This is a genomic window from Leisingera sp. UBA4491 (assembly GCF_002388965.1).
In the GTDB taxonomy this organism is placed as follows: domain Bacteria; phylum Pseudomonadota; class Alphaproteobacteria; order Rhodobacterales; family Rhodobacteraceae; genus Leisingera; species Leisingera aquaemixtae.
Map to the genome: position 1 here is coordinate 50161 of NZ_DGNN01000028.1, position 22961 is coordinate 73121.

General features: G+C 67.2%; 23 protein-coding genes. 11 read left to right on the plus strand and 12 right to left on the minus strand.

Translation table 11 applies throughout. The features are described from left to right. Positions 1-204 precede the first annotated feature (204 nt). Complete coding sequence (locus tag B2P87_RS16580) at positions 205-999, minus strand: 23S rRNA (adenine(2030)-N(6))-methyltransferase RlmJ (RefSeq protein WP_141889483.1); 795 nt, start codon at positions 997-999, stop codon at positions 205-207. Positions 1000-1131: 132 nt separating this feature from the next. On the opposite strand from B2P87_RS16580, the gene B2P87_RS16585 reads away from it, so the two are divergent. The 7 genes from B2P87_RS16585 (at position 1132) to B2P87_RS16615 (ending at position 8795) form a co-directional block, all read left to right on the plus strand. Next, on the plus strand, positions 1132-1902 hold the full coding sequence (locus B2P87_RS16585; protein ID WP_208764516.1) for a hypothetical protein: 771 nt from the start codon (positions 1132-1134) through the stop codon (positions 1900-1902). 266 nt (positions 1903-2168) lie between these two features. Continuing rightward, positions 2169-3215, plus strand: a complete 1047-nt coding sequence (locus B2P87_RS16590) for a rod shape-determining protein (protein ID WP_008554722.1) — start codon at positions 2169-2171, stop codon at positions 3213-3215. A gap of 65 nt (positions 3216-3280) precedes the next feature. Further along, positions 3281-4222, plus strand: coding sequence for a rod shape-determining protein MreC (gene mreC / locus B2P87_RS16595; RefSeq protein WP_141889481.1), 942 nt, complete (start codon positions 3281-3283; stop codon positions 4220-4222). Further along, the gene (locus tag B2P87_RS16600) at positions 4215-4751 is read left to right on the plus strand and encodes a hypothetical protein (RefSeq protein ID WP_058286349.1); all 537 of its coding nucleotides are present in this window, start codon (positions 4215-4217) and stop codon (positions 4749-4751) included. Before mreC ends, B2P87_RS16600 begins: the two co-directional genes overlap by 8 nt. Next, positions 4751-6697, plus strand: a complete 1947-nt coding sequence (gene mrdA / locus B2P87_RS16605; protein ID WP_141889480.1) for a penicillin-binding protein 2 — start codon at positions 4751-4753, stop codon at positions 6695-6697. Before B2P87_RS16600 ends, mrdA begins: the two co-directional genes overlap by 1 nt. Continuing rightward, positions 6694-7845, plus strand: coding sequence for a rod shape-determining protein RodA (gene rodA / locus B2P87_RS16610; protein ID WP_058286347.1), 1152 nt, complete (start codon positions 6694-6696; stop codon positions 7843-7845). The genes mrdA and rodA overlap by 4 nt, the downstream gene beginning before the upstream one ends. A 17-nt stretch (positions 7846-7862) precedes the next feature. Then, the gene (locus B2P87_RS16615; RefSeq protein WP_141889479.1) at positions 7863-8795 is read left to right on the plus strand and encodes a 2-hydroxyacid dehydrogenase; all 933 of its coding nucleotides are present in this window, start codon (positions 7863-7865) and stop codon (positions 8793-8795) included. A 117-nt stretch (positions 8796-8912) separates the two neighbouring features. On the opposite strand, the gene B2P87_RS16620 is transcribed toward B2P87_RS16615, so the two are convergent. The 7 genes from B2P87_RS16620 to B2P87_RS16650 form a co-directional block, all read right to left on the minus strand. Then, complete coding sequence (locus tag B2P87_RS16620) at positions 8913-10928, minus strand: M3 family metallopeptidase (protein ID WP_141889478.1); 2016 nt, start codon at positions 10926-10928, stop codon at positions 8913-8915. Between the two features lie 108 nt (positions 10929-11036). Further along, positions 11037-11387 carry a hypothetical protein gene (locus tag B2P87_RS16625; protein ID WP_141889477.1) on the minus strand — a complete coding sequence of 117 codons (351 nt, stop codon included), beginning with the start codon at positions 11385-11387 and terminating at the stop codon, positions 11037-11039. Positions 11388-11408: 21 nt separating this feature from the next. Continuing rightward, positions 11409-12458, minus strand: a complete 1050-nt coding sequence (locus B2P87_RS16630) for a HesA/MoeB/ThiF family protein (protein WP_141889476.1) — start codon at positions 12456-12458, stop codon at positions 11409-11411. Beyond that, complete coding sequence (dut, locus tag B2P87_RS16635; protein WP_141889475.1) at positions 12458-12913, minus strand: dUTP diphosphatase; 456 nt, start codon at positions 12911-12913, stop codon at positions 12458-12460. The genes B2P87_RS16630 and dut overlap by 1 nt, the downstream gene beginning before the upstream one ends. A gap of 37 nt (positions 12914-12950) precedes the next feature. Further along, a complete protein-coding gene (gene coaBC / locus B2P87_RS16640; RefSeq protein WP_141889474.1) occupies positions 12951-14147 on the minus strand; it encodes a bifunctional phosphopantothenoylcysteine decarboxylase/phosphopantothenate--cysteine ligase CoaBC in 1197 nt (398 codons plus the stop codon). Positions 14148-14369: 222 nt separating this feature from the next. Further along, positions 14370-15206: a ChaN family lipoprotein gene (locus B2P87_RS16645; protein WP_141889473.1), complete on the minus strand. Its 837-nt coding sequence runs from the start codon at positions 15204-15206 to the stop codon at positions 14370-14372. After that, positions 15203-16081, minus strand: coding sequence for an RNA polymerase factor sigma-32 (locus B2P87_RS16650; RefSeq protein ID WP_141889472.1), 879 nt, complete (start codon positions 16079-16081; stop codon positions 15203-15205). Before B2P87_RS16650 ends, B2P87_RS16645 begins: the two co-directional genes overlap by 4 nt. Before the next feature lie 275 nt (positions 16082-16356). Here B2P87_RS16650 and cobU point away from each other — a divergent pair, with 275 nt between their 5' ends. The 4 genes from cobU (at position 16357) to B2P87_RS16670 (ending at position 19817) form a co-directional block, all read left to right on the plus strand. Then, positions 16357-16875 carry a bifunctional adenosylcobinamide kinase/adenosylcobinamide-phosphate guanylyltransferase gene (gene cobU / locus B2P87_RS16655; protein WP_286852976.1) on the plus strand — a complete coding sequence of 173 codons (519 nt, stop codon included), beginning with the start codon at positions 16357-16359 and terminating at the stop codon, positions 16873-16875. Then, positions 16872-17453: a histidine phosphatase family protein gene (locus tag B2P87_RS16660; protein WP_141889470.1), complete on the plus strand. Its 582-nt coding sequence runs from the start codon at positions 16872-16874 to the stop codon at positions 17451-17453. The genes cobU and B2P87_RS16660 overlap by 4 nt, the downstream gene beginning before the upstream one ends. 58 nt (positions 17454-17511) lie before the next feature. Next, positions 17512-18195, plus strand: a complete 684-nt coding sequence (locus tag B2P87_RS16665) for a glutathione S-transferase (RefSeq protein ID WP_141889469.1) — start codon at positions 17512-17514, stop codon at positions 18193-18195. Between the two features lie 113 nt (positions 18196-18308). After that, complete coding sequence (locus B2P87_RS16670) at positions 18309-19817, plus strand: YifB family Mg chelatase-like AAA ATPase (protein ID WP_141889468.1); 1509 nt, start codon at positions 18309-18311, stop codon at positions 19815-19817. On the opposite strand, the gene B2P87_RS16675 is transcribed toward B2P87_RS16670, so the two are convergent. The 4 genes from B2P87_RS16675 to rsmI all read right to left on the minus strand — a co-directional run bounded on the left by B2P87_RS16675 (position 19806) and on the right by rsmI (position 22956). Then, complete coding sequence (locus tag B2P87_RS16675; RefSeq protein WP_141889467.1) at positions 19806-20714, minus strand: alpha/beta hydrolase fold domain-containing protein; 909 nt, start codon at positions 20712-20714, stop codon at positions 19806-19808. The genes B2P87_RS16670 and B2P87_RS16675 overlap by 12 nt on opposite strands. After that, a complete protein-coding gene (gene gshB / locus B2P87_RS16680; RefSeq protein ID WP_058286334.1) occupies positions 20714-21649 on the minus strand; it encodes a glutathione synthase in 936 nt (311 codons plus the stop codon). Before gshB ends, B2P87_RS16675 begins: the two co-directional genes overlap by 1 nt. Before the next feature lie 71 nt (positions 21650-21720). Further along, the gene (locus tag B2P87_RS16685; protein WP_058286333.1) at positions 21721-22095 is read right to left on the minus strand and encodes a YraN family protein; all 375 of its coding nucleotides are present in this window, start codon (positions 22093-22095) and stop codon (positions 21721-21723) included. Between the two features lie 3 nt (positions 22096-22098). Further along, on the minus strand, positions 22099-22956 hold the full coding sequence (rsmI, locus tag B2P87_RS16690) for a 16S rRNA (cytidine(1402)-2'-O)-methyltransferase (protein WP_141889466.1): 858 nt from the start codon (positions 22954-22956) through the stop codon (positions 22099-22101). Between the last annotated feature and the right edge of the window lie 5 nt (positions 22957-22961).

A 22961-nucleotide genomic window follows, 5' to 3' on the forward strand; every position in this document is an offset into this window, starting at 1 on the left:
CAGTCCTCCCCGGCGGAAAGCGTAGCGGGAAAGTCCCGCCTTTCAAAGGTCTTTACATAATACCACCCGTGCAGCCGCCCGCCCGGTCCCGCGGGAGGCACGCGGCGTTGTGGCCATTGCCAAGGGTATGATCCATTCAGCCGCCCTGAACGGCGAAGCAGGCGGCGCGGCGCTGGCCCTGCGGGTGGAGCGCGCGATCCGGGGCTACTTGCGGGAAACCGCCTTGAACAGCGCCGAAATCCGGGCCGCTTCCTCTGCCGCGCCATAGGGCGCGTTGACCACGAACATGCCGCTGCCGACCATCCGGTGGCCTTCGCGCACCGGCGGAAAGGTCACCTCGTGGCGCAGGACATCCGGCAGCCCCTGTGCCTCCAGCGCCTTCAGCATCGGCTTGTGGGTGCCGTCCTTGAGGATCGGGTACCACAGGGCAATGACGCCGACGTTCCATTTCTTGTGCAGCTGGCCGATGATGCCGGGGATGCGGGCATAATCGGATTTGATCTCGTAGCTCGGGTCGATCAGCAGCAGCCCGCGGCGCGGGTCTGGCGGTGCCAGCGACATGGCGAGTTCGAACCCGTCCTGCTGGTGCACCTTGGCCTTCCAGGGTTTCAGAGCGGCGCGCAGGGCCGCGTTTTCCTGCGGGTGCAGCTCCGCGAAATGCAGCGAGTCGCCCGGCCGCAGCAGCGATGCCGCAATCAGCGGCGAACCGGAATAGGCGGCCGCGCCATGCGCCTTGCGGGTTTCCGACAGCGCGCGGTGCAGCGGGTGGTCTGCCGCCAGCCCCTGCTCTGCCAGAACCTTGGTGATGCCCTGCGCCGCCTCGCCGGTCTTCACGGCCTCGGGCGCGTCCAGCTGGTAGAGGCCGCGGCCCGCGTGGGTCTCGATATAGCTGAGCGGTTTGTCCTTGCGGGTGAGGTAGGCCAGCATCCAGGCCAGCAGCGCGTGCTTCTGGACATCGGCCAGATTCCCGGCGTGGTATATGTGCTGATACGAGAGCATGCGCCCCCTCTACCGGCAATCGCCAAGCGGCGGAAGGGGCAGCGTGCGGCGGATAAACGGAATCTCAACACCGCTGCGGCAGACTGCACCCCGACAAGACACCGCAGAATGCAGGTTCCCATGCCCCTTAGAATGAGCGCCCTTGCCCTGATCCTGACCTTTCTGGCCCTGCTGCTGTGGACCGCAGCGGCTGTCAGCGCGCAAGGGTATTCTCTGGTGGGCAACAATTTCTTCCTGCAAAAGGCCTCTGCCCCGATGCCCGGATCTGCGCCCTCCGCAGCCCCGGCGCCGCAGGCCGTTGCCAGCTTGCTGCCCGACACCCTGCCCGGCCCAGGCCGCGGGGCGGTGTCGCTCAATCCCGGCGCGGCCAGCCTGTTCCGCGGCCGCAGCGGCGGCGGGATGTTTGCCCCGGTCCTGAAGGCACCGCCCAGCGTCAAACGCCTGCTGGACCTGATCGCCAGCGCCGAGGCCGGCAAGGCGCAGTATGATGCGGTGCAATATGGCGCCACACGCAAGCCGCCGAAGAAGCCGACGCAGATGACGATCGCTGAGATCAACGCCTGGATCGACGCCACCCCGGGCCAGCCCCACGCCATCGGCCGCTATCAGATGATCCCGGCAACGCTGCGCCGCCTGGTGCGGCATCAGGGGGTCAAGCCGCAGGCCCGTTTCACACCCGAGCTGCAGGACCAGCTGGCGCACCAGCTGATCGAGGAGGCAGGCTACAGCGCCTTCCTGGCGTCGGAAATGCCTCGAAAGACCTTCATGCTGAACCTGGCAAAGATCTGGGCCGGGCTGCCGGTGTCCAGCGGCAAATCCTATTACGAGGGTTATGCCGGCAACAGCGCCAGCCTGACCTGGGCGCATTTCAACTCGGAGATGCAGCGGATTTTTCCAAGCTGATCCGCAGGATGCCGGATCCGGGGCCGCCGCCGCGGCCCGCCGCCCCCGGGCGCCCGCGGCAAGGCCGGCGCGGCCCGGCTGGCCGCCCGGCCGCCGCTGCCTGCGCCCTTTTGCCCGGTGCGCCGGTCCGGCGACTTGGCGGAAACGCGCTGTTTCACCATAATACGCCCTTTCGCGGCTCACCCGCGCGGCATATAAGGTGGGGACAGGCGGCTCCCCGGGAGTCGCCCAAGGTATAATGGCAGCACTCACAGGATCCCTTCTACATGGCGCTTTTCGGAAACTTGGGCGGTCTGTTCTCCTCGGACATGGCCATTGACCTCGGCACGGCGAACACCCTGGTTTACGTGAAGGGCCGCGGCGTGATCCTGTCCGAGCCCTCGGTGGTGGCTTACCACGTCAAGGACGGCGTCAAGAAAGTGCTGGCCGTGGGCGAGGACGCCAAGCTGATGCTGGGCCGCACCCCCGGCTCGATCGAGGCGATCCGGCCGATGCGCGAAGGCGTGATTGCCGACTTCGACACCGCGGAGGAGATGATCAAGCACTTCATCCGCAAGGTTCACAAGCGCTCGACCTTCTCCAAGCCCAAGATCATCGTCTGCGTGCCGCATGGCGCCACCCCTGTTGAAAAGCGCGCGATCCGCCAGTCGGTTCTGTCTGCAGGCGCCCGCCGCGCCGGGCTGATCGCCGAGCCGATTGCTGCCGCCATCGGGGCTGGCATGCCGATCACCGATCCAACCGGCAACATGGTTGTCGACATCGGCGGCGGCACCACCGAGGTGGCGGTCCTGTCGCTGGGCGACATCGTCTATGCCCGCTCTGTCCGCGTCGGCGGCGACCGCATGGATGAGGCGATCATCAGCTACCTGCGCCGCCAGCAGAACCTCCTGGTGGGCGAATCCACCGCCGAGCGCATCAAGACCTCCATCGGCACCGCCCGGATGCCCGACGACGGCCGCGGCCAGTCGATGCAAATCCGCGGCCGCGACCTCTTGAACGGCGTCCCGAAGGAAATCGAGATTTCCCAGGCCCAGGTGGCCGAGGCGCTGGCCGAACCGGTGCAGCAGATCTGCGAAGCTGTGATGACCGCGCTGGAAACCACCCCGCCGGATCTGGCCGCCGACATTGTCGACCGCGGCGTGATGCTGACCGGCGGCGGCGCGCTGCTGGGCGATCTGGACCTCGCCCTGCGCGAACAAACCGGCCTGGCGGTCTCCATCGCGGACGAAAGCCTCAACTGCGTGGCCCTGGGCACCGGCAAGGCGCTCGAATACGAAAAACAGCTGGCCCACGCCATCGACTACGACAGCTAACAGACCCTGACCGCCGGAACGGCGCCGGCCGGTGAGCGGCTGGAGGGGCGGCTGGAAGGAGAGACGTGGCGAAGGACAAGTCACAGCGCGACGATTACGCAACCCCGCTGCGGCGTCTGCTGACAGCGGTTTTGTGCCTGTGCCTGGCCGCGGTCTTTGTCGTCTGGCGGATCGACAGCCCGCGGGTGGAACGCTTCCGCGCCCAGGTGGCGGACAGGGTGGTGCCCAGCATGGACTGGGCGATGGTGCCGGTGACTGCCACCATCAACCTGATCCGCGATTTCCAAAGCTATCAGCGGCTGTCTGAGCAGAACCGCGAGCTGCGCAGCGAGCTGCGGCAGATGCGGGCCTGGAAAGAGGCGGCGCTGCAGCTGGAGCAGGAGAACGCCCGCCTTCTGGATCTCAACAACGTGCGGCTGGACCCGCAGCTGACCTATATCACCGGGGTGGTGATGGCCGACAGCGGCTCCCCCTTCCGGCAGTCGGTGCTGCTGAACGTGGGCAGCCGCGACGGGGTGCATGACGGCTGGGCGGCGATGGACGGGATCGGGCTGGTGGGCCGGATCTCCGGCACCGGGCGCAACACCGCGCGGGTGATCCTGCTGACCGATGCCGCCAGCGCGGTGCCGGCGACCATCCAGCCCTCCGGCCAGACCGCACTGGTCACTGGCGACAACAGCGCCGCGCCGGTGCTGAGCTTTCTGGAAAACCCCGACCAGGTGCGCCCCGGCGACCGGGTGATTTCCTCCGGCGACGGCTCCGTCTTTCCGGCGGGCCTGCTGATCGGCCAGGTGGCCAAGGACCGGTCCGGGCGGATGCGGGTGCGCCTGTCCGCGGATTACGGGCGGCTGGAGTTCCTGCGGGTGCTGCGCCACCACGGCACCGAAGTGATCCAGGACCCGGGCGGGCTGGTCGGGGCGCCGCCAGGCGATCCGGTGCCGCAGCCGCGGCCCGAGGGTTTGGGGGCAGAGAGCGCAGACGGCACGGCTGAGGCGGGCAATGGCTAACACCTCGCCCGCCCGGATCTGGACCATGCGCGCGGCGTTTGCGGCGCTGGCACTGCTGATCATGTTCTTCCACCTGCTGCCGCTGGAGACCGAGCCGCGGTTCTGGGCGCCGCCGGACCTGCTCCTGGCGCTGGCGATGGCCTGGAGCCTGCGCCGCCCGGATTATGTGCCTGCCCTCTCCATCGGGCTGGTGATGCTGCTGGCGGATCTGCTGTTCCACCGCCCGCCGGGTCTGCTGGCGCTGCTGACGGTGCTAGGCTGCGGTTTCCTCAAGGGCCGCGCAGCGCCCCATCGCGAGAGCACCTTTGCCAGCGAATGGCTGTCGGTTGCGCTGGTGCTTACCGGGATTGCCACCCTGAACCGGCTGATCCTGACCCTGTTCGGGGTTGCGCAGGCGCAGCTGAGCCTGACCGTGATCCAGGTGGTGATGACCATCGCCGCCTATCCGCTGGCAGTTTGGGCCAGCCAGTCTATTCTGGGGGTGCGCAAACTGTCCCCGTCCGAAGCCGAAGCCCTGGTGAGCCGCTGATGAAACGCAATCCCAAGGATCTGGATGCCGCACACGGCAAGATGACCCGGCGGGCGCTGTTCCTGGGCGGGCTGCAGCTGGCCTTTGCCGGCGGCCTGGCGGCCCGGATGCGCTACCTGCAGGTGGATCAGGCCGATGAGTTCCGCCTGCTGGCGGAGGAAAACCGCATCAACATCCGCCTGCTGCCGCCCGCGCGCGGCCAGATATTCGACCGCAACGGGCTGATCGTCGCGCAGAACTCGCCGTCTTACCGGATCACCGTGGTGCCGGAGGATGCGGGCGACGTTGAGGCGGTGATTGCCAAGCTCTCCAGCCTGGTGCCGCTGGACCCGGAGGACCTGGAGCGCGCCCGCACCGAGATGCGCCGCTCGCCACCGTTCCTGCCGATCACCCTCGCCGACCAGATCGGATGGGAGGATATCTCCAAAGTCGCCGTGAACGCCCCCGCCCTGCCCGGCGTCACGCCCGAGGTGGGCCTGACGCGGGTCTATCCGCAGCTGGACGATTTCGCCCATGTGGTGGGCTATGTCGGCCCCGTGTCCGACTATGACCTGAGCAAGATGGAAGACCCCGAGCCGGTGCTGATGATCCCGCGCTTCCAGATCGGCAAGGTGGGCTTTGAGGCCCGGCGCGAGGATGTGCTGCGCGGCAAGGCCGGGGCCAAGCGGGTCGAGGTGAACGCCACCGGCCGGGTGATGCGCGAGCTGGACCGGCGCGAGGGGATCTCCGGCGCCGACATGCAGCTGACCATTGACGCGGAACTGCAGAATTATGTGCAGGCGCGGCTGGGCCGGGAAAGCGCTGCCGCGGTGGTGATCGACTGCGAGGACGGGGACATCCGCGCGATCTGCTCCTCGCCCAGTTTCGACCCCAACCTGTTCGTGCGCGGCATCTCGGTTGCCGACTACCGGATGCTGACAGAGGACAAGTACCGCCCGCTGTCCAACAAGACCGTGCAGGGCACCTATCCGCCCGGCTCCACCTTCAAGATGATCACCGCGCTGGCGGCGCTGGAAAACGGCGTGATCGGGCCGGAGGAAACCGTCTGGTGCCCCGGCTACCTCAAGGTTGCCGGCCGCCGCTTCCACTGCTGGAAACGCGCAGGCCATGGGCATGTGGATCTGAACACCTCGCTGAAACGGTCCTGCGACGTCTATTATTACGACGTGGCGATCAAGACCGGGATCGACAAGATCTCCGAGATGGCCAACATGTTCGGCCTGGGCATCAAGCACGAGCTGCCGATGTCGGCGGTGGCCCAGGGGATCACCCCGACCAAGGAGTGGAAGGCCAGCTCCTATGGCAAGGACTGGCTGATCGGCGATACCGCGAACTCCTCCATCGGCCAGGGCTACATGCTTGCGTCGCCCTTGCAGCTGGCGGTCATGACCGCACGGATTGCCACCGGGCGCAGCGTGACGCCGCGGCTGTTGAAGTCGCTGGACGGCGTGGAACAGCCGAGCGGCGCAGGCGAGCCCCTGGCGGTCAGCGGGAACAGCCTGCGCATGGTGCGGCGCGGCATGCATTCGGTCAGCAATGACCGCCGCGGCACCGCCTACCGCTCCCGCATCATCGGCGATGGCATGCAGATGGCCGGCAAGACCGGCACCAGCCAGGTCCGCAACATCACCGCCGCCGAACGCGCGGCCGGTGTGATCCGCAACGAGGACCTGCCGTGGGAACGGCGCGACCATGCGCTGTTTGTCTGCTTTGCGCCCTATGACAAGCCCAAATACGCGGTTGCGGTGGTGGTCGAACACGGCGGCGGCGGCTCCAAGGCGGCGGCTCCGGTGGCACGCGACGTGCTGCTGCAGGCGCTTTACAACGGCACCCCGCCGCTGGAGGCCTACCCCAACGCCGACCGCAGCCGCATCAAGGCGCAGCAGGAGCGGCTGGAGCGCGAGCGCGTCAAGCGGCCGCTGGGCAGCAGGAGCAGCCGGGCATGAGCTATCTTGAGTACCACGCCAAATCGACCCCCACGGGGCTGCGCAAGATCCTGCACCTCAACTGGGGGCTGACGCTGCTGCTGATCACGGTCGCCAGTGTCGGCTTCCTGATGCTCTATTCGGTGGCGGGCGGCTCCTTCAGCCCGTGGGTGGAGCCGCAGGTCAAGCGGTTTGCCCTCGGCCTTGCGGCCATGTTCGTGGTGGCGATGATCCCGATCTGGTTCTGGCGCAACATCTCGGTGGTGGCCTATCTGGGGTCGCTGGCGCTGCTGGTCGCGGTGGAGCTGTTCGGCACCGTCGGGATGGGCGCGCAGCGCTGGATCGACATCGGCTTCATGCGGCTGCAGCCGTCGGAAGTCACCAAGATCGCGCTGGTGATGCTGCTGGCCGCCTATTACGACTGGCTGCCGCCCGAAAAGACCTCCCGCCCCTTGTGGGTGCTGCTGCCGGTGGCGCTGATCTTGCTGCCCACCGCACTGGTGCTGAAACAGCCGGACCTTGGCACCTCGATCCTGCTGATGGCGGCAGGCGGCGGGGTGATGTTCCTGGCGGGCGTGCACTGGGCCTATTTCGTGGCGGTGATTGCCGCCGGCGTGGGGCTGGTCAGCACCGTGTTCCAAAGCCGCGGCACCGACTGGCAGCTGCTGAAGGATTATCAGTTCCGCCGCATCGACACCTTTCTGGACCCCTCGCAGGACCCCTTGGGCGCGGGCTATCACATCACCCAGTCCAAGATCGCGCTCGGCTCCGGCGGCTGGTCGGGGCGCGGGTTCATGCAAGGCACCCAGTCGCGGCTGAACTTCCTGCCGGAAAAGCACACCGACTTCATCTTCACCACCCTGGCAGAGGAGTTCGGCTTTATCGGCGGTGTGACCCTCTTGGTCATCTACATGCTGATCATCCTGTTCTGCATCGCCTCGGCGATTGCTGCCAAGGACCGGTTCTCGTCGCTGGTGATCATGGGCATTGCCATCACCTTCTTCCTATTCTTTGCGGTGAACATGTCGATGGTGATGGGGCTGGCGCCGGTGGTTGGCGTGCCGCTGCCGATGGTGTCTTATGGCGGCTCGGCGATGCTGGTGCTCCTGGGCGCCTTCGGCATCGTGCAAAGCGCCCATATCCACCGCCCGCGGCAATCGCCGCGCTAGAACGTCAGGGAGACCTCATGACCGCCAATGTCCTGTTTGCAGGCCGCGCCGATGGCTGGCCAACCTATGAGCCGCTGCTGAAAGCGGAGCTTGCCCGGCGGGGCGTGGAGGCAGATCTGCGCACCGGCTTCGCGCCAGAAGACGTGGATTACATCGTCTACGCCCCCAGCGGGCCGGTCAGCGATTTCACCCCCTTTACCCGGCTGAAGGCGGTGCTGAGCATGTGGGCCGGCGTTGAGAAAATCGTGCCTGTTGTGCCCGCTTCCGTGCCGCTCACCCGGATGGTGGACAGCGGGCTGGAACAGGGGATGACCGAATGGGTGGCTGGCCACACGCTACGCTATCACCTGGGCATGGACCTCCATATCCGCGGGCTGAACGGGCGCTGGCACCGGCATGTCCCGCCGCTGGCCAAGGACCGGCACGTCACGGTTCTGGGCCTCGGCGCCCTGGGCACCGCCGCGGCCAAGGCGCTGGCGGCGCTGGGGTTCCAGGTCTCCGGCTGGAGCCGCACCCAAAAGGAGATCGAAGGCATCACCTGCCACGCGGGCCCGGAGGGGCTGAAGGTTGCGCTGCGACAGGCTGAGATCGTGATCCTGCTGCTGCCCGACACCCCCGCCACCGAAAACACGCTGAATGCCGAGACACTGGCCCTGCTGCCCAAGGGCGCAAAAGTCATCAACCCGGGCCGCGGGCCGCTGATTGACGACGCGGCGCTGCTGGCGGCACTGGACAGCGGCCAGGTCGGCCACGCGACGCTGGATGTGTTCCGCGTTGAGCCGCTGCCGCCGGAGCACCCCTATTGGGCGCATCCCAATGTCACGGTCACGCCGCATATCGCCTCGGAAACCCGTGAAAGCACCGCGGCCGAAGTCATTGCGGAAAACATCCGCCGCGCGGAGGCCGGCGAGCCGCTCTTGCACCTCGTCGACCGCAGCCTCGGCTACTGAACGGACAAGAGCGGACTGGCGCCCGCTCTTTCATCTTTCCTGAAATACTCAAGTCCCGCTGCCCGGCAGGCGGCTTTGCCGTCGGAAGGGGAGGCAGCGCCCGCAAGGGCGCTTTCCTTACTCCGCAGCCAGCCCGCGGCCTTTCAGCAGTGCCTCCACGCCCGGAAGCCGCCCGCGGAAGGCAACATACAGCTCCGCCGGATCCGCAGAGCCGCCGGTGGAGAGAATATGTTCCTCCAGCGCCCTGGCGCGTTCGGCATCAAAGGCTCCGCCTGCCTCCTTGAAGGCGGCAAAGGCATCAGCGTCCATCACCTCCGACCACATGTAGCTGTAATAACCCGCGGAATAGCCGTCGCCCGAGAACACATGCGCGAAATGCGGCGTCGCGTGGCGCATGGTGATCGCGTGCGGCATGCCGAGTGCCGCAAGCACTTCGTTTTGCTTTTCCATCGGGTCGGACGGCGCCGGACCGTCATGGAAGGCAAGGTCCACCAGCGCAGAGGCGGTATATTCCACCGTCTGAAAGCCCATGTCGAAATTGGACGCCCCCAGCACTTTCTCCAGCATCTCCTGCGGCATCGGCGCGCCGGTTTCCGCGTGGGTGGCAAACTCCTGCAGCACCTCCGGCACCTCCAGCCAATGCTCATACAGCTGGCTGGGCAGTTCGACAAAATCGCGCGCCACCGAGGTGCCCGAAATGCTCTCATAGGTCACATCGGACAGCATCTGATGCAGCGCATGGCCGAACTCATGGAACAGGGTGCGGGCATCGTCCCAGGACAGCAGCGCCGGGTCGCCCTTGGCGAAGTTGCAGACGTTGATCACCACCGGGGCCTGCACATCCGGGAACTTGGCCTGCTGCCGCATGGCTGAACACCAGGCGCCGGAACGCTTGGAGCTGCGGGCAAAGTAGTCGCCGATGAAAACCGCCACATGCCGGCCGTCCCGCGTCACCTCCCAGGCGCGGCAGTCCGGATGGTAGAGCGGCACGTCCAGCGGTGTGAACTCCAGCCCGAACAGCCGGTTTGCGCAGGCAAAGGAGGCCTCGATCATCCGGTCGAGCTGCAGATAGGGTTTCAGCTCCGCCTCATCCAGATCATGCTCCGCCTTGCGGCGCTTCCCGGCGTAGTAGCGCCAGTCCCAGGGCTCGAGATCGCCGTTGATTCCATCGGCCTGCATCATCCCGGTCAGCACCGCGGCGTCTTTCTCGGCCCGGGCCTTGGCCGCCTCCCAGACTTCCATCAGCAGCCCGCGCACCGCCTCAGGCGTTTTGGCCATTTCGGTTTCCAGCTTGTAGGCGGCGAAATTTTCATACCCCAACAGCTGCGCCCGCTCCTCGCGCAATTGCAGGATCTCGGCGGCAATGGCGCGGTTGTCGGTTGCGCCGCCGTTGGCCCCGCGGGCGGCCCAGGCGTTGAACGCTTTCTCGCGCAGGTCGCGGCGCGGCGAGAACTGCAGGAAGGGCGTGATCAGCGAGCGCGACAGGGTGACAACCGGGCCGCCCGCGCCCTTCTCCTCGCCAGCCGTGCGCGCGGCCTTGACCACAAACTCCGGCAGGCCTTCCAGATCGTCCTCGGACAGCTCCATGAACCAGTCGCGCTCATCCGCCAGCAGGTTCTGGGTGAACTGGGTGCCCAAGGTCGCCAGCCGCCCCTTGATCTCCTGCATCCGGGTGTCGGCCGCGCCCTCCAGTGCCGCGCCGCCGCGGACAAAGCCGCGGTGGGTCAGCATCAGGACGCGCTGCTGCTCCTCGGTTAGATCCAGCTCCTCCCGCTGGTCCCAAACCGCCTTCACCCGGGCATACAGCGCCTTATTGGCGGTGATTGCCGAGAAATGCGCCGCGAGTTTCGGGGAGAACTCCCGCTGCAGCTCCTGCCGCTTGGGGTTGCTGTCGGCACCGGCCACGGTGAAGAAGACGCCCAGCACCTGCTCCAGTGCGCGGCAGGGCGTTTCCAGCGCCTCGATCACATTGGCAAAGCCGGGCGGCTCGGCGCTATTGGCGATGGCGCCGATCTGTTCCTTATGCGCCGCCAGCGCCTGCTCCAGCGCGGGGGCGAAATCATCATCGGAAATGCTGTTGAACGGGGCAATTTCAAACGGCGTGTCCCAGCGGGACAAAAGCGGGTTGGACATATGCGGGTCTCCTTTGCAGGCGACGCTAGCGGTAAAGACGGGGGGCCGCAATCACGCTCAGGCGGGGTGCGCGGGCCGGGCCGGCGTATCCGGGTCCGGCTGCCCGGATCAGCCGCCGGCCCCGAGGCTGTGCGCCAATTCAGCCGGGATAATCCGGATCGGAACGCCCGCGATATTGGCCGCGCGGGCGATGCGCCACTCAAAGCGGCCCAAGGTGCCGTCGGTATCAATCAGCGCAACCACCGCTTCCTTGCCGGTGATTTCCGCCGCGAACAGCGCCTGCTGAATGCTGTCCAGGCTACTGCGCTTGTCGAGACCGAATTCAATGACGCGGTTGCGGTTTTCGCAATCGGTCCGGATGGATGCCGCCCCGCCGGGATAGGTGAACTGATGCACCGTCTCCGGCTGGCCGCCGAACAGGGCGCCGCACAGCAGCGCGATGTAGTAGGCTTCATTCATGGAAGGTTCCGGGCGGCCAGGTCAGCTCTGTCCGGGACCGCTGCAGACCGGGCAGCCCTCGCGCCGCGACAGGCGGATCTTGCGCGTCTCGCCATAGAGCCCGTCGTAGATCAGCATTTCCCCCCGCAGCACCTGGCCCGCGCCGGTGATCTGCTTGACCGCCTCGACCGCCATCATCGCCCCGACAACCCCCGGCAGCGGGCCGGCCACCCCGGCCTCGGAGCAGCTGGGTGCCAGACCGGCCGCAGGCGCCTCCGGGAAAATGCACTGGTAGCACGGACCGTCCTGGGCCGGGTGAAACACGCTCAGCTGCCCCTCCCACTGCGACAGCGCGCCTGAGATCAGCGGCTTGCCCAGCGTCACGGCGGTGCGGTTGGCCAGATAACGGGTCTCAAAATTGTCGGTGCCGTCGAGGATCAGATCATATTCGGCAAACAGCTCCGCCGCGATGTCATCGCTCAGGCGGCGGTTGTAGGGGCGCACCTCCGCATAGGGGTTCTGCGCCTCCATCGCGGCCTGGGCAGAGAACACCTTGGGCGTGCCGATGTCCTTGTCCCGGTGAATCACCTGGCGCTGTAAATTGGCGTTGTCGACCACGTCATCATCAATCACCCCGATGGTGCCAACACCGGCGGCGGCCAGATACTGCAGCGCAGGCGCGCCCAGACCGCCTGCGCCGATCACCAGCACCTTGGCCTGTTTCAGCCGTTTCTGCCCCGGCCCGCCCAGCTCGCGCAGGACGATATGGCGGGCATAGCGGTCAAGCTCGCTTTCGGTGAAGGTTCCTGCGGGCTGGGTCATCTGCGTGTCCTGGGGCTGGGCGCGGGTCTTCAAAGCCGCCACGATACGCGCATAGAAACCGGCCACAAGGGCAAAGCCGCCCAGCATCAGCCAAGGCGCGGCTGAACCGCCGGTGCCTTCGCGCAAGGGATGCCCGTCCGGCAGGGTCAGCTGCACTGCTAGCACGGCGGTGAACAGCACCGCCAGCAGCCCAAGGCGCAGGTTGCGCGGCAGGCCCAGGAACCGCCCGCCCCACCAGATCAGCGCCGCCAGGATCAGGATCCGCAGCATCAGGCCTGCCCGGTCGAGCCAAAGCCGCCCGCCCCGCGGGGCGTTGCGGACAGCGCCTCCGCCCGTTCAAACCGCGCCTGCAGGACCGGCGCCACCACCATTTGCGCAATGCGGTCGCCATGCGCGATCTGAAACGGCTCCTGCCCCGCGTTCAGCAAAATCACCCCCAAGGGCCCGCGATAATCGCTGTCGATGGTGCCCGGCGTGTTGGGCAGCGTGATCCCGTGTTTCAGCGCCAGCCCGGAACGCGGCCGGATCTGCACCTCATAGCCTGCCGGGATCTCCACACGCAGCCCGGTGGGCACCAGCGTGCGCTCCCCCGGCTGCAGCACCAGAAAGCCGCGGTCCGGCAGGTTGGCCCGCACATCAGCCCCCGCCGCACCGGCAGTCTCATAGGAAGGCAGCGGCACATCCCGGTCCGCAGCTTCCTCATGGATCACACGGATCGTGACCATCCCCGCTCCCCCTTCATCTTTCCAAAAATACTCAAAATCACCCGGCCAGCGCCGCGGCAATCCGCTCTGCCAGTTTGCGGGCGACCTCATCCTTGGCCATGCGCGGCCATTCCTCGGCGCCGCCGTCAGAGATCAGGATCACCGCGTTTTCGCTGCCCCCCATGATGCCGGTCGCGGGCGAGACGTCATTGGCGACGATCCAGTCGCAGCCCTTGCGCTTGCGCTTGGCGGAGGCGTTTTCGACCACATCGTTGGTTTCCGCGGCGAAGCCGACCACCAGTCCGGGACGGCCTTCGCTCATCTGCGAGACGGTCTTCAGGATGTCGGGGTTTTCCGCGAACTCCAGAACCGGCAGCCCGTCCTTGGATTTCTTCAGCTTGCGGTCCGAGGCGCTGGCCACCCGCCAGTCCGCCACCGCAGCGGCAAAGACCCCGGCGTCTGCGGGCAGCGCCGCCTGCACTGCGGCCGCCATCTCACGGGCGCTTTCCACTGGCACCACCTGTACCCCCTCAGGGGGCCGGACCGCTGCCGGGCCCGTGATGAACACCACCTCCGCGCCCAGATCGCGCAGAGCACGGGCCACCGCCGCCCCCTGCGCCCCGGAGGAGTGGTTGGCGATGTAGCGCACCGGGTCGATCGGCTCATGCGTGGGGCCGGAAGTGACCAGAATGCGCTTGCCCTTCAACGGCCCATCCGAGAGCTTGGCCGCAATGGCGGACAGGATCTCCTCCGGTTCCGCCATCCGTCCTGGGCCGAATTCGCCACAGGCCATGCTGCCCTCGTTGGGGCCCACAAGGGACACACCGTCGCCTTTCAGGATCTCAAGATTGCGCCGGGTGGCCGGGTGCTCCCACATCCGCACGTTCATCGCGGGCGCCAGCAGCACCGGCGTGTCGGTGGCCAGCAGCAGGGTAGAGGCAAGGTCGTTTGCATGGCCTTGCGCCATCTTGGCCATCAGATCCGCGGTGGCCGGCGCCACCACCAGCAGATCGGCGCTGCGCGACAGCTGGATATGGCCCATCTCGGCCTCTGCGGTCAGGTCGAACAGCTCCTGATGCACAGGCGTTCCGGCCAGGGCCGACACCGACAGGGGCGTCACGAATTCGGCACCGGATTTGGTCAGCACCGGCGTCACCCGGGCGCCTTGATCCTGCAGGCGGCGGATCAGTTCCAGCGATTTATAGGCCGCGATGCCGCCGCCGATGATCAGAAGAATATGTTTGCCAGCCAGCATTTGCGCGTCCTCGCCCGGTTTGCCGCGACTGTACTGCGCCGAAAGGGAAGTGTGAAACGGTTTTCCCGGCCCGGCGCGCCGTCCCAAGGGCAGAGGCAATGGCTCCCGCCCCCGCGCGGCACGGGCCTGCGGCCCCTGCCGCTGGCGGCGTTGGGCCGGGCGCCGCGCTGCGCACGGCGCGGTCCGGGGCAAACGCACCGCCGGCCGCTTGCGCAGGACGACTCAGTTGCTGTTCTGAAACGCCAGACAGGGATCGGGACGCTCTGCCGCCGGTGCATCCAGCACCAGATCGAAACTGCCGCTGATCTGCCCGTCCTCCGACTGGCCCAGGCTGCGGATCCGGGCCTCGGGGCGGGCCTTGGCAAGGTACACCGCCATTCCGCGGTCCGCGCGGGCGTGGCCATTGCCGGTGATGACTGCCACCGGGCCGCCGGTCTCTGCCAGCGCCCGGTCCGCGGCAGCGGCCAGACTGGCGTCGCGCAGGCGCTGGATGTCCACCAGAACCGGCAGCATCTCGGCCGGCATCGCGTTGCAGTGACTGGCCAGCTGATCCCCCTCGCGCGCCGCCTGTTCGGCAGCGGGCAGCGGCTGATCCAGGCCAAAGCGCGCGGCGGCCTCTGCACCGAAATAGGCGGCGGCACCCTGCTCCAGCGCCCGGGCAGCCTCTGCCCGCGGCACCAGCGCCCCGTACTGGCGGGCGCCCTGGGCGGCCGCAAAGACCGGCGCATAAAGGGAAAACTCCGGCCAGCCGGACTGCGCCCAGTCCAAGGCTTGCGCAACCTGCTCCGCATCCGCCAGCGTTGCCGGGTTCAGGCTCTCTGCCTGCTCTGCCGTGATCATCTCCCAGACCACGGCCTTGGGCTGCAGCTCTGCCAGCAGCGCAGCCTGCCGCTGGTGATGCACCGCGTTGTCATGCACCTCGCCGAGGATCGCCACATCTGCGCCGCGCAGCAGTCCGGCCGCCGCCGCCAGATCGCCGGCGCGGGCGCCAGACAGGCCAAGCGCCGCCAGAACGGCGGCGCTTGCCAAAGTTTTCAGGACAGTCAGCCGCTTTCTCATGAAAGCAGTTTCTGCACCTCCCGCGATTGGCTTTCAAGGCTCTTGCGCATCTTCTGGAACGCACCGGCCTCCAGCTGCCGCACCCGCTCCTTGGAGAGGCCCAGCTCCGTGCCGAGGCTTTCCAGCGTGCGCGGACGGTCGCGCAGCTTGCGCTCGGTGATGATAAAGCGCTCGCGGTCGTTCAGCGCCTGCAGCGCCGTGACCAGCCACTTGCGCAGCTGGCGGCGGTCGTGCCGCTCCTGCACCAGATCTTCGGCTTGCGAGGCATCATCCTCCAGCGCGTCGATCCATTCGCGGCCCTCCTCGTCGGTGGACTGCACCGCGTTCAAAGAGAAGTCAGCCCCCGACAGGCGCCCCTCCATCATCTCCACATCGCGCAGCGGCACACCGATCTCGGTGGCGATCTTCTGATGCAGCTGGTGCTGATCCAGCGGCACGCCCGAAGACCGCGCCTCACGCTCCAGCTGCGCCTGCACCCGGCGCATGTTGAAAAACAGCGACTTCTGCGACGAGGTCGAGCCGGTGCGCACCATCGACCAGTTGCGCATCACGTAATCCTGGATCGACGCCTTGATCCACCACACCGCATAGGTGGAGAACCGCACGCCGCGGTCCGGATCGAACTTGTCTGCCGCTTTCATCAGGCCCAGGCCTGCCTCCTGGATCAGGTCGTTCATCGGCGCCCCGTAGCGCTTGAACTTGGCGGCCATGGAAATGGCCAGGCGCATATAGGCGTTGATAAGCCTATGCAGCGATGCAACATCGCGGTCATCGCGCCAGGCATAGGCCAGACGGCGCTCGGTTTCGGCATCCAAAAGCTCTGCCTTCATTGCCTGCCTCGGCAATGGGTTTTCGAGTGTTTGATCAAGTGCCATGTGATTTCCCCCCGGAAACTAATTAACAAACTGCCGTCTTGAGGACGCGCACGGAACAATGGGGGCCCGGTTTATAAAGACCGGCAGCAACAGCACAGCGGATGCGACTCGCGGCTCATCCAAAGGCCAAAATGGGAACGTTAAATTTTATTTTGGCCCCTGCGCAGGCTTACCCGGCCTTAATAAGTGGAACCCCGGGATGCTGCGGTCTCTTGTGTTCACCGGGCCCTGCGGATACCCACAGGAACGGCTTCGGACTTACAGGTTAGCAAGAAATGCCTGCAAATGTAACTTTTATTCTTGGGGGGGCCGCCTCAGGGAAATCGGCCTATGCCGAGCAGCTGTGCTTAAACTCCGGGAAAAGCAGGGTTTACTGGGCGACTGCGCAAATTTTCGACAGTGAGATGCGCGCTAAAGTGTCCCGCCACCTCGAACAAAGGGGTTCAGGCTGGGCCACTGTTGAAGAACCGGAAACAGCGGCCAGGGTTCTGGGCGTTCTGGAGCCGGGCCAGATCTGCCTGATGGATTGCGCCACCATGTGGCTGACCAATCATTTGCTGGCAGATCACGACCTGCAAGCCGCCCAGGACGGGCTGCTGGCGGCGGTGGACCAGTGCCGGGCGGACCTGGTGATCGTGTCCAACGAAACCGGCCTTGGCATCGTGCCAGAGAACGCGCTGGCCCGCCGGTTCCGCGAGGCGCAGGGGCGGCTCAACATCGCGCTGGCGGCGCGAGCGGACACCGTGGTGCAAGTGACCGCGGGGCTGCCGCTGGTGCTGAAAGGGGCGTTATGATCACCCGGCTGTTCCTGATCCGGCATGGCCCGACTCATGCCAAATCCATGGTCGGCTGGTCGGATCTGCCCGCCGACCTGTCCGATTCGGCGGCGCTGGCGCGCCTGTCGGCCTATTTGCCTGCAGACGCGCTTGTGGTGTCCTCGGACTTGTCCCGCGCGGCAGAGACCGCCACCGCCATCCAGGGGCAGCGCCAGCGCCTGCCGCATGTGCGGGCGCTGCGCGAGATCCACTTTGGCGCCTGGGAGCTGCGGACCTGGGCAGAGGTCGACGCCGAGGACCCGGAGCGCATCCGCGCCTATTGGGAGACCCCCGGCGATGTGACACCGCCCGGCGGCGAGAGCTGGCACCAGGTCTGCAACCGGGTGAATGCGGCTGTTGACGGGCTGATCGGCGCGCACCGGGGCCGCGACCTGATTGTTGTCGGCCACTTCGGCCAGATCCTGACCCAGATCCAGCGGGCGGAGCTGCTGACCGCGGAAGAGGCCTTTGCCCACCGCATCGACAACCTGTCGGTCAGCGAAATCTCCCATGGCCCGGACGGCTGGCGGACGGGTGTGATCAATCACCTCCCGTGACGGGTGCCATCACAAACATTCCATTTCAACATGTTACGCCCGGCGCTAGCCTGCTGGCATGGCTTATGAACTTTATATCGGCGACCGCATGTTCTCCAGCTGGTCCTTGCGCGGCTGGCTCATGCTCGAAAAATTCTCCCTGCCCCATACGGTGCATATGGTGGGGCTGTATTCCGGCACCATGGCGGATGACATGGCGCATCTGGCCCCGGCCCGGCTGGTGCCTGCCCTGCGCACGCCCGAGGGCACGGTGATCGGCGAAAGCCTTGCCATTGCCGAGACGTTGGCGGAACGGCACCCGGAGGCCGGCCTTTGGCCGTCGGATCCGGCGCAGCGGGCCACGGCGCGCTGGCTGGCGGCGGAGATGGCCGCAGGCTTTGGCGCGCTGCGCGGCGGCTGCCCGATGCAGCTGGCGCATGTGTACGAGGGGTTCGAGGTGCCGCCCGCGGTGCAGGCGGACCTGGAGCGGATCGAAACCCTGTTCGCCCATGCCCGCAAGGTCTCGGGCCACAGCAGCGGCTATCTGTTTGGGGCGTATTCGCTGGCAGATGTGTTCTACACCCCGGTGGCCGCGCGGATCACGGGCTACGGCCTGCCGGTGTCCGCTGAAACCCGCGCTTATTGCAAGCTGCTGCTGTCCGACCCGGCCTTCCTGCAATGGCAGAGGCAGGCGCATGAGGTCAGCTATGACCCGGAACCCTACGCGATGGATCTGCCGCGGCGGCCCTGGACGCTGGACTGAGCCTGCCGCGAGCGCGAATTCTGCGTGAATTCGCCGTCCGCCGCGCTCGGCGTTAACGACTCGGAAACCACGATTGCCAAGCATTTCTCCCTGCACCAGGAGGGTTGGGAGAGATGACCGCACGGTCCTACACAGTTGCCTTTCAAGGGGTTGACGCCCGGCTGGTCGAGGTGCAATGCGCCGTCGCCCCGGGCCTGCCCGCCTTCTCTGTCGTCGGTTTGCCGGACAAGGCGGTCCAGGAAGCGCGCGAACGGGTGCGCGCGGCTTTTGCGGCGATGTCCATCGCCCTGCCCTCGCGCCGGATCACGGTGAACTTGTCGCCCGCGGACCTGCCCAAGGAGGGCAGCCATTTCGACCTGCCGATTGCGCTCGCCCTGCTGGCCGCCATCGGCATCATCCCGGCGGAAAAAACCGAGGAGACCATCGCCCTGGGAGAGCTGTCGCTGGACGGCCAGCTGATGCCGGTGACCGGCGCCCTGCCCGCCGCCGTCACCGCGGCGGAGGAAGACCGGCTGCTGCTCTGCCCGAAACCTTCGGGGCCGGAGGCGGCCTGGGTCGATGCGGCGCAGGTGATCGGCGCCGCCACGCTGACGGAGGTGGTGCAGCATTTCACCGGCCAGCGGCGCATTGAACCCGCCGCCCCCGGCGAGGCGGTCAGCGGCCTGGGCGGCAAGGACCTGCGCGATGTGAAGGGCCAGGAGACCGCCAAGCGCGCGCTGGAAATCGCGGCTGCCGGACGCCATCACATGCTGATGATCGGCCCGCCCGGCTCCGGCAAGTCGATGCTGGCGGCGCGGCTGCCCTCGATCCTGCCGCCGCTGTCGCCCGCGGAGGCGCTGGAAACCTCGATGATCCATTCCCTGTGCGGGCTGATCGACGACGGCGGCATCAGCCGCGCCCGCCCGTTCCGCGAACCGCATCACACCGCCTCGATGGCGGCGATTGCAGGCGGCGGGCGGCGCGCCCAGCCCGGCGAGATCAGCCTGGCCCACAACGGCGTCTTGTTCTTGGATGAGCTGCCGGAATTCGCGCGCCCGGTGCTGGAAACCCTGCGCCAGCCGCTGGAAACCGGCGAGGTGATGGTGGCGCGTGCCAATGCCCATGTGAAATACCCCAGCCGGTTCATGCTGGTGGCCGCCGCCAACCCCTGCAAATGCGGTTACCTGGCCGATGCCAACCGCGCCTGTTCCCGTGCGCCGCTTTGCGGCGCCGACTACCTGGGCCGGATCTCGGGCCCGCTGCTGGACCGCTTCGACCTGCATCTGGACGTGCCGCCGGTGGCTGTCGCCGACCTGGAACTGCCGCCCGGCGCCGAGGGCTCTGCCGGCGTTGCCCGGCGGGTGGCAATCGCGCGGGAGATGCAGACCGCCCGGTTCCGTGACCATCCCGGCCTGCGCCAGAACGCCGATGCCGAGGGCAGCCTGCTGGAGGAGATCGCCGCGCCCGACGCCGAAAGCCGCAGCCTGCTGGTCCGCGCCGCGGAACGCTTCGGCCTTAGCGCGCGCGGCTATCACCGGGTGCTGCGGGTTGCCCGCACCATTGCCGACCTGGCCTGTGAAGAGCGGGTGCAGCGCCAGCACTTTGCCGAGGCGCTGAGCTTCCGGCTGCCCTCAACCCGCTGAGCCGCCGTCCAGCACCGCGACCGCAAAGACGGCCGCCTCCTCCAGCGCCGCCTGCCCTTCCGGCAGGTGCCCGGCCATGAACTGCCAGACATGCGGCACATCGCGCCACAGGGTCAGGCGCACGCTGCCGCCCGCGGCCTGCAGCCGCTCTGCCATCCGCTCGGCATCCGACAGCAGCACTTCGACGTCGCCTGCCTGAATCAGCACCGGCGGCGGGCCGGGAAACTCCGCAAACAGGGGGGAGGCGCGGGGATCAGCGGGGTCCGCGCCCGCCAGATACTGCTCGATAACCTCTTTCATCCGCCCAGCGGGGATGATCACATCCTTGTCCCGGTTGGCCTGGATGCTGGCCCCGCTCAGCGTCAGATCGCACCAGGGGGAAAAGGCAATCACGCCCGCCGGGCGCTCGCCCCTGGCCAGAAGCCCGCCCAGAAGCGCCAGCGCCAGCCCGCCGCCTGCGCTGTCGCCCGCCAGCAGGATGTCCCCCGGCCCGTAGCCCATCCGGCGCAGCGACTGCCAGGCCGTCATCGCGTCATCATAGGCGGCCGGAAACGGTGCCTCCTGCAGCAGCCGGTAATCGGGCACGGCGATCTCGGTGCCTGAGGCATAGGAAAGGCGGGACAGCATCCCCTGATAGGCGCGGGCGCTGCCGGCCAGATAGGCGCCGCCGTGCAGGAACAGGATGATCCGCCTGCTGCGGGTCTGCCCGGCAGAGACCAGATACAGCGGCACCGGCGCGGGCCGCCGCAGCACCCGGGTATAGGGCAGCGCCGGGCAGAACAGCGGTGCGGTCAGGTCAAAGACCTTGCGCACGAACTCCGGGCTGCCGGTCAGCCGCAGCGCCGGCTTCAGGCCATAGCGCATCCAGGCATTTATGGCCCGGCGCTGCCAGCTCATCAGCGGATCTTGGCTTCGATCGCCTGCCAGACCTTTTCAGCGATATTCACCCCGTCAAACCGCTCCAGCTCCTGAATGCCGGTGGGCGAGGTCACGTTGATCTCTGTCAGGTAGTCGCCGATCACGTCGATGCCGACAAAGACCTGCCCCTTTTCGCGCAAGAGGGGCCCGATGGCGGCGCAGATTTCCAGGTCGCGCTCGCTCAGGCCGGTCTTCTCGGGGCGGCCGCCCACATGCATGTTGGAGCGGGTCTCGCCCGCTGCCGGCACCCGGTTGATGGCGCCCACCGCCTCGCCGTCGACCAGGATCACCCGCTTGTCGCCGTTGCTGACGTCAGGCAGGAATTTCTGCACGATCAGCGGCTCGCGGCTGAAGCCGGTGAACAGCTCATGCAGCGAGGTCAGGTTGCGGTCGTTTGCGTCCAGCCGGAACACGCCCGCCCCGCCATTGCCGTACAGCGGCTTCAGGATCACATCGCCATGGACCTCCTTGAACGCCCTGATGGTCTGCAGGTCGCGGGCGATGGTGGTCGGCGGCGTCAGATCCGGGAATTTCAGAACCAGCAGCTTTTCCGGGTAGTTGCGCACCCAGAACGGGTCGTTCACCACCAGCGCCTGCCCCTTCAGCATGTCCAGAAGATGGGTCGAGGTGATGTAGTGCATGTCAAACGGCGGGTCCTGGCGCAGCCAGACCACGTCGAACTCCGCCAGATCCACCTCGCGCTCCGGGCCCAGAACCGCCGGCGCATCCGCCACCCGCTGCACGGTCATGTCATGGCCGCGGGCGGTGATGCGGCCCTCCTGATAGGCCAGATGGTCGGGGCCGTAGAAGAACAGCTCATGACCGCGCGCCTGCGCCTCCTCGGCCAGGCGGAAGCTGCTGTCCGCGTTGATGTCCACGCCCATGACCGGGTCCATCTGGAAGGCGATTTTCATGGCAGTATCCCTTGTAAACTGGCCAAATACATGGCCCACCCTGCCCTGGGGTTCAATGGGTCAGGCGCGGTTCAATCCATGCCGAAAGCGTTTTCGATGATTTCCACGGCGCCGGTTGCGTTGACCAGCGCCGCGTCAAACCGCACTGGTGTGAGCTGGCCCTGCGGCGTGCTCTCCAGGTACTGCCCGGCGCTGGCATAGATGCGTTCCGCCTGCCGCGGGGTGATCCGCTGCGCCGCACCGGCGCTGGTGGCGCTGTGCTTCACCTCCACGAACACCAGCCCGTCCGGGGCGCGCAGGATCAGGTCGATCTCGCCGCCCGCCCCGCGCCAGCGGCGCTCCGCCACGGTGTAGCCGCGGTTTTCATAATGGCGGGCAACGATCTCCTCCGCCGCCTCGCCCGCCAGATGGGCGCGGGCACCGCGGTGCTGGCGGGCGCGGGCCAAGGCTCAGCTGTCCTTCGCCAGCTGCAGCGCCAGCTGATAGACCTTGCGCCGCGGCAGCCCGTGCATTTCGGCGACAATCCCGGCGGCATCCTTGACCGAGTTGCCCTGCAACGCGGCCTGCAGATCGCTTTCCAGATCGCCCTCGCTCACCTCCGATTCCTGCGCGCGGTCGACCAGCAGCACGATCTCGCCCTTGACCGGCCTGTCTTCCAGACCGGCAGCCAGCTCCGCCAGCGGCGCGCGGCGCACTTCCTCGAACTTCTTGGTCAGCTCGCGGCACAGCGCCGCCGGGCGGTTGCCCAGAACCGCGGCCATATCCGAGACCGAGGCGGCAACCCGCTTGGGCGATTCATAGAAGATCAGCGTGCCGGGGATTTCCCGCAGCTCCTCCAGCCGCTTGCGCCGGGCGCCGGCGGCGTTGGGCAGGAAGCCTGCAAAGAAGAAGGCGTCGGTGGGCAGCCCCGCCAGTGTCAGCGCCGTGGCCGCCGCCGAGGCGCCGGGGGCGCAGGTCACCATGTGGCCCGCCTCCGCCGCGGCCCGGCTGAGGCCGAAGCCCGGATCGGCAATCAGCGGCATCCCGGCCTCGGAGGCGTAGGCCACCGATTTCCCCTCCGCCAGCGCCTCCAGCAGCTTGGCGCGCGCGCCGCTGCCGCTGTGATCGTGGTAGGCGATGATCCGCCGCCCGCCCAGCGGCACCCCGTGAATCTCCATCAGCTTGCGCAGCGAGCGTGTATCCTCAGCCGCAAGCACATCGGCTGAGGCCAGCACATCCAGCGCCCGCAAGGTAATGTCGCGGGCCGTGCCGATCGGCGTGGCGACAAAGTACAGCCCGGGGGACAAAATGACATTCTGGTGATTCAACGCTG

Coding starts and splice junctions, on each gene's coding strand:
- B2P87_RS16660 (WP_141889470.1), top strand. CDS start 16,872: ATGATCACCCGGCTGTTCCTGATCCGGCATGGCCCGACTCATGCCAAA.
- B2P87_RS16580 (WP_141889483.1), bottom strand. CDS start 999: ATGCTCTCGTATCAGCACATATACCACGCCGGGAATCTGGCCGATGTC.
- mrdA (WP_141889480.1), top strand. CDS start 4,751: ATGAAACGCAATCCCAAGGATCTGGATGCCGCACACGGCAAGATGACC.
- B2P87_RS16615 (WP_141889479.1), top strand. CDS start 7,863: ATGACCGCCAATGTCCTGTTTGCAGGCCGCGCCGATGGCTGGCCAACC.
- B2P87_RS16620 (WP_141889478.1), bottom strand. CDS start 10,928: ATGTCCAACCCGCTTTTGTCCCGCTGGGACACGCCGTTTGAAATTGCC.
- B2P87_RS16665 (WP_141889469.1), top strand. CDS start 17,512: ATGGCTTATGAACTTTATATCGGCGACCGCATGTTCTCCAGCTGGTCC.
- rodA (WP_058286347.1), top strand. CDS start 6,694: ATGAGCTATCTTGAGTACCACGCCAAATCGACCCCCACGGGGCTGCGC.
- gshB (WP_058286334.1), bottom strand. CDS start 21,649: ATGAAAATCGCCTTCCAGATGGACCCGGTCATGGGCGTGGACATCAAC.
- B2P87_RS16625 (WP_141889477.1), bottom strand. CDS start 11,387: ATGAATGAAGCCTACTACATCGCGCTGCTGTGCGGCGCCCTGTTCGGC.
- B2P87_RS16645 (WP_141889473.1), bottom strand. CDS start 15,206: ATGAGAAAGCGGCTGACTGTCCTGAAAACTTTGGCAAGCGCCGCCGTT.
- cobU (WP_286852976.1), top strand. CDS start 16,357: ATGCCTGCAAATGTAACTTTTATTCTTGGGGGGGCCGCCTCAGGGAAA.
- B2P87_RS16670 (WP_141889468.1), top strand. CDS start 18,309: ATGACCGCACGGTCCTACACAGTTGCCTTTCAAGGGGTTGACGCCCGG.
- B2P87_RS16650 (WP_141889472.1), bottom strand. CDS start 16,081: ATGGCACTTGATCAAACACTCGAAAACCCATTGCCGAGGCAGGCAATG.
- B2P87_RS16590 (WP_008554722.1), top strand. CDS start 2,169: ATGGCGCTTTTCGGAAACTTGGGCGGTCTGTTCTCCTCGGACATGGCC.
- B2P87_RS16675 (WP_141889467.1), bottom strand. CDS start 20,714: ATGAGCTGGCAGCGCCGGGCCATAAATGCCTGGATGCGCTATGGCCTG.
- dut (WP_141889475.1), bottom strand. CDS start 12,913: ATGGTCACGATCCGTGTGATCCATGAGGAAGCTGCGGACCGGGATGTG.
- coaBC (WP_141889474.1), bottom strand. CDS start 14,147: ATGCTGGCTGGCAAACATATTCTTCTGATCATCGGCGGCGGCATCGCG.
- B2P87_RS16585 (WP_208764516.1), top strand. CDS start 1,132: ATGAGCGCCCTTGCCCTGATCCTGACCTTTCTGGCCCTGCTGCTGTGG.
- B2P87_RS16630 (WP_141889476.1), bottom strand. CDS start 12,458: ATGCTGCGGATCCTGATCCTGGCGGCGCTGATCTGGTGGGGCGGGCGG.
- B2P87_RS16600 (WP_058286349.1), top strand. CDS start 4,215: ATGGCTAACACCTCGCCCGCCCGGATCTGGACCATGCGCGCGGCGTTT.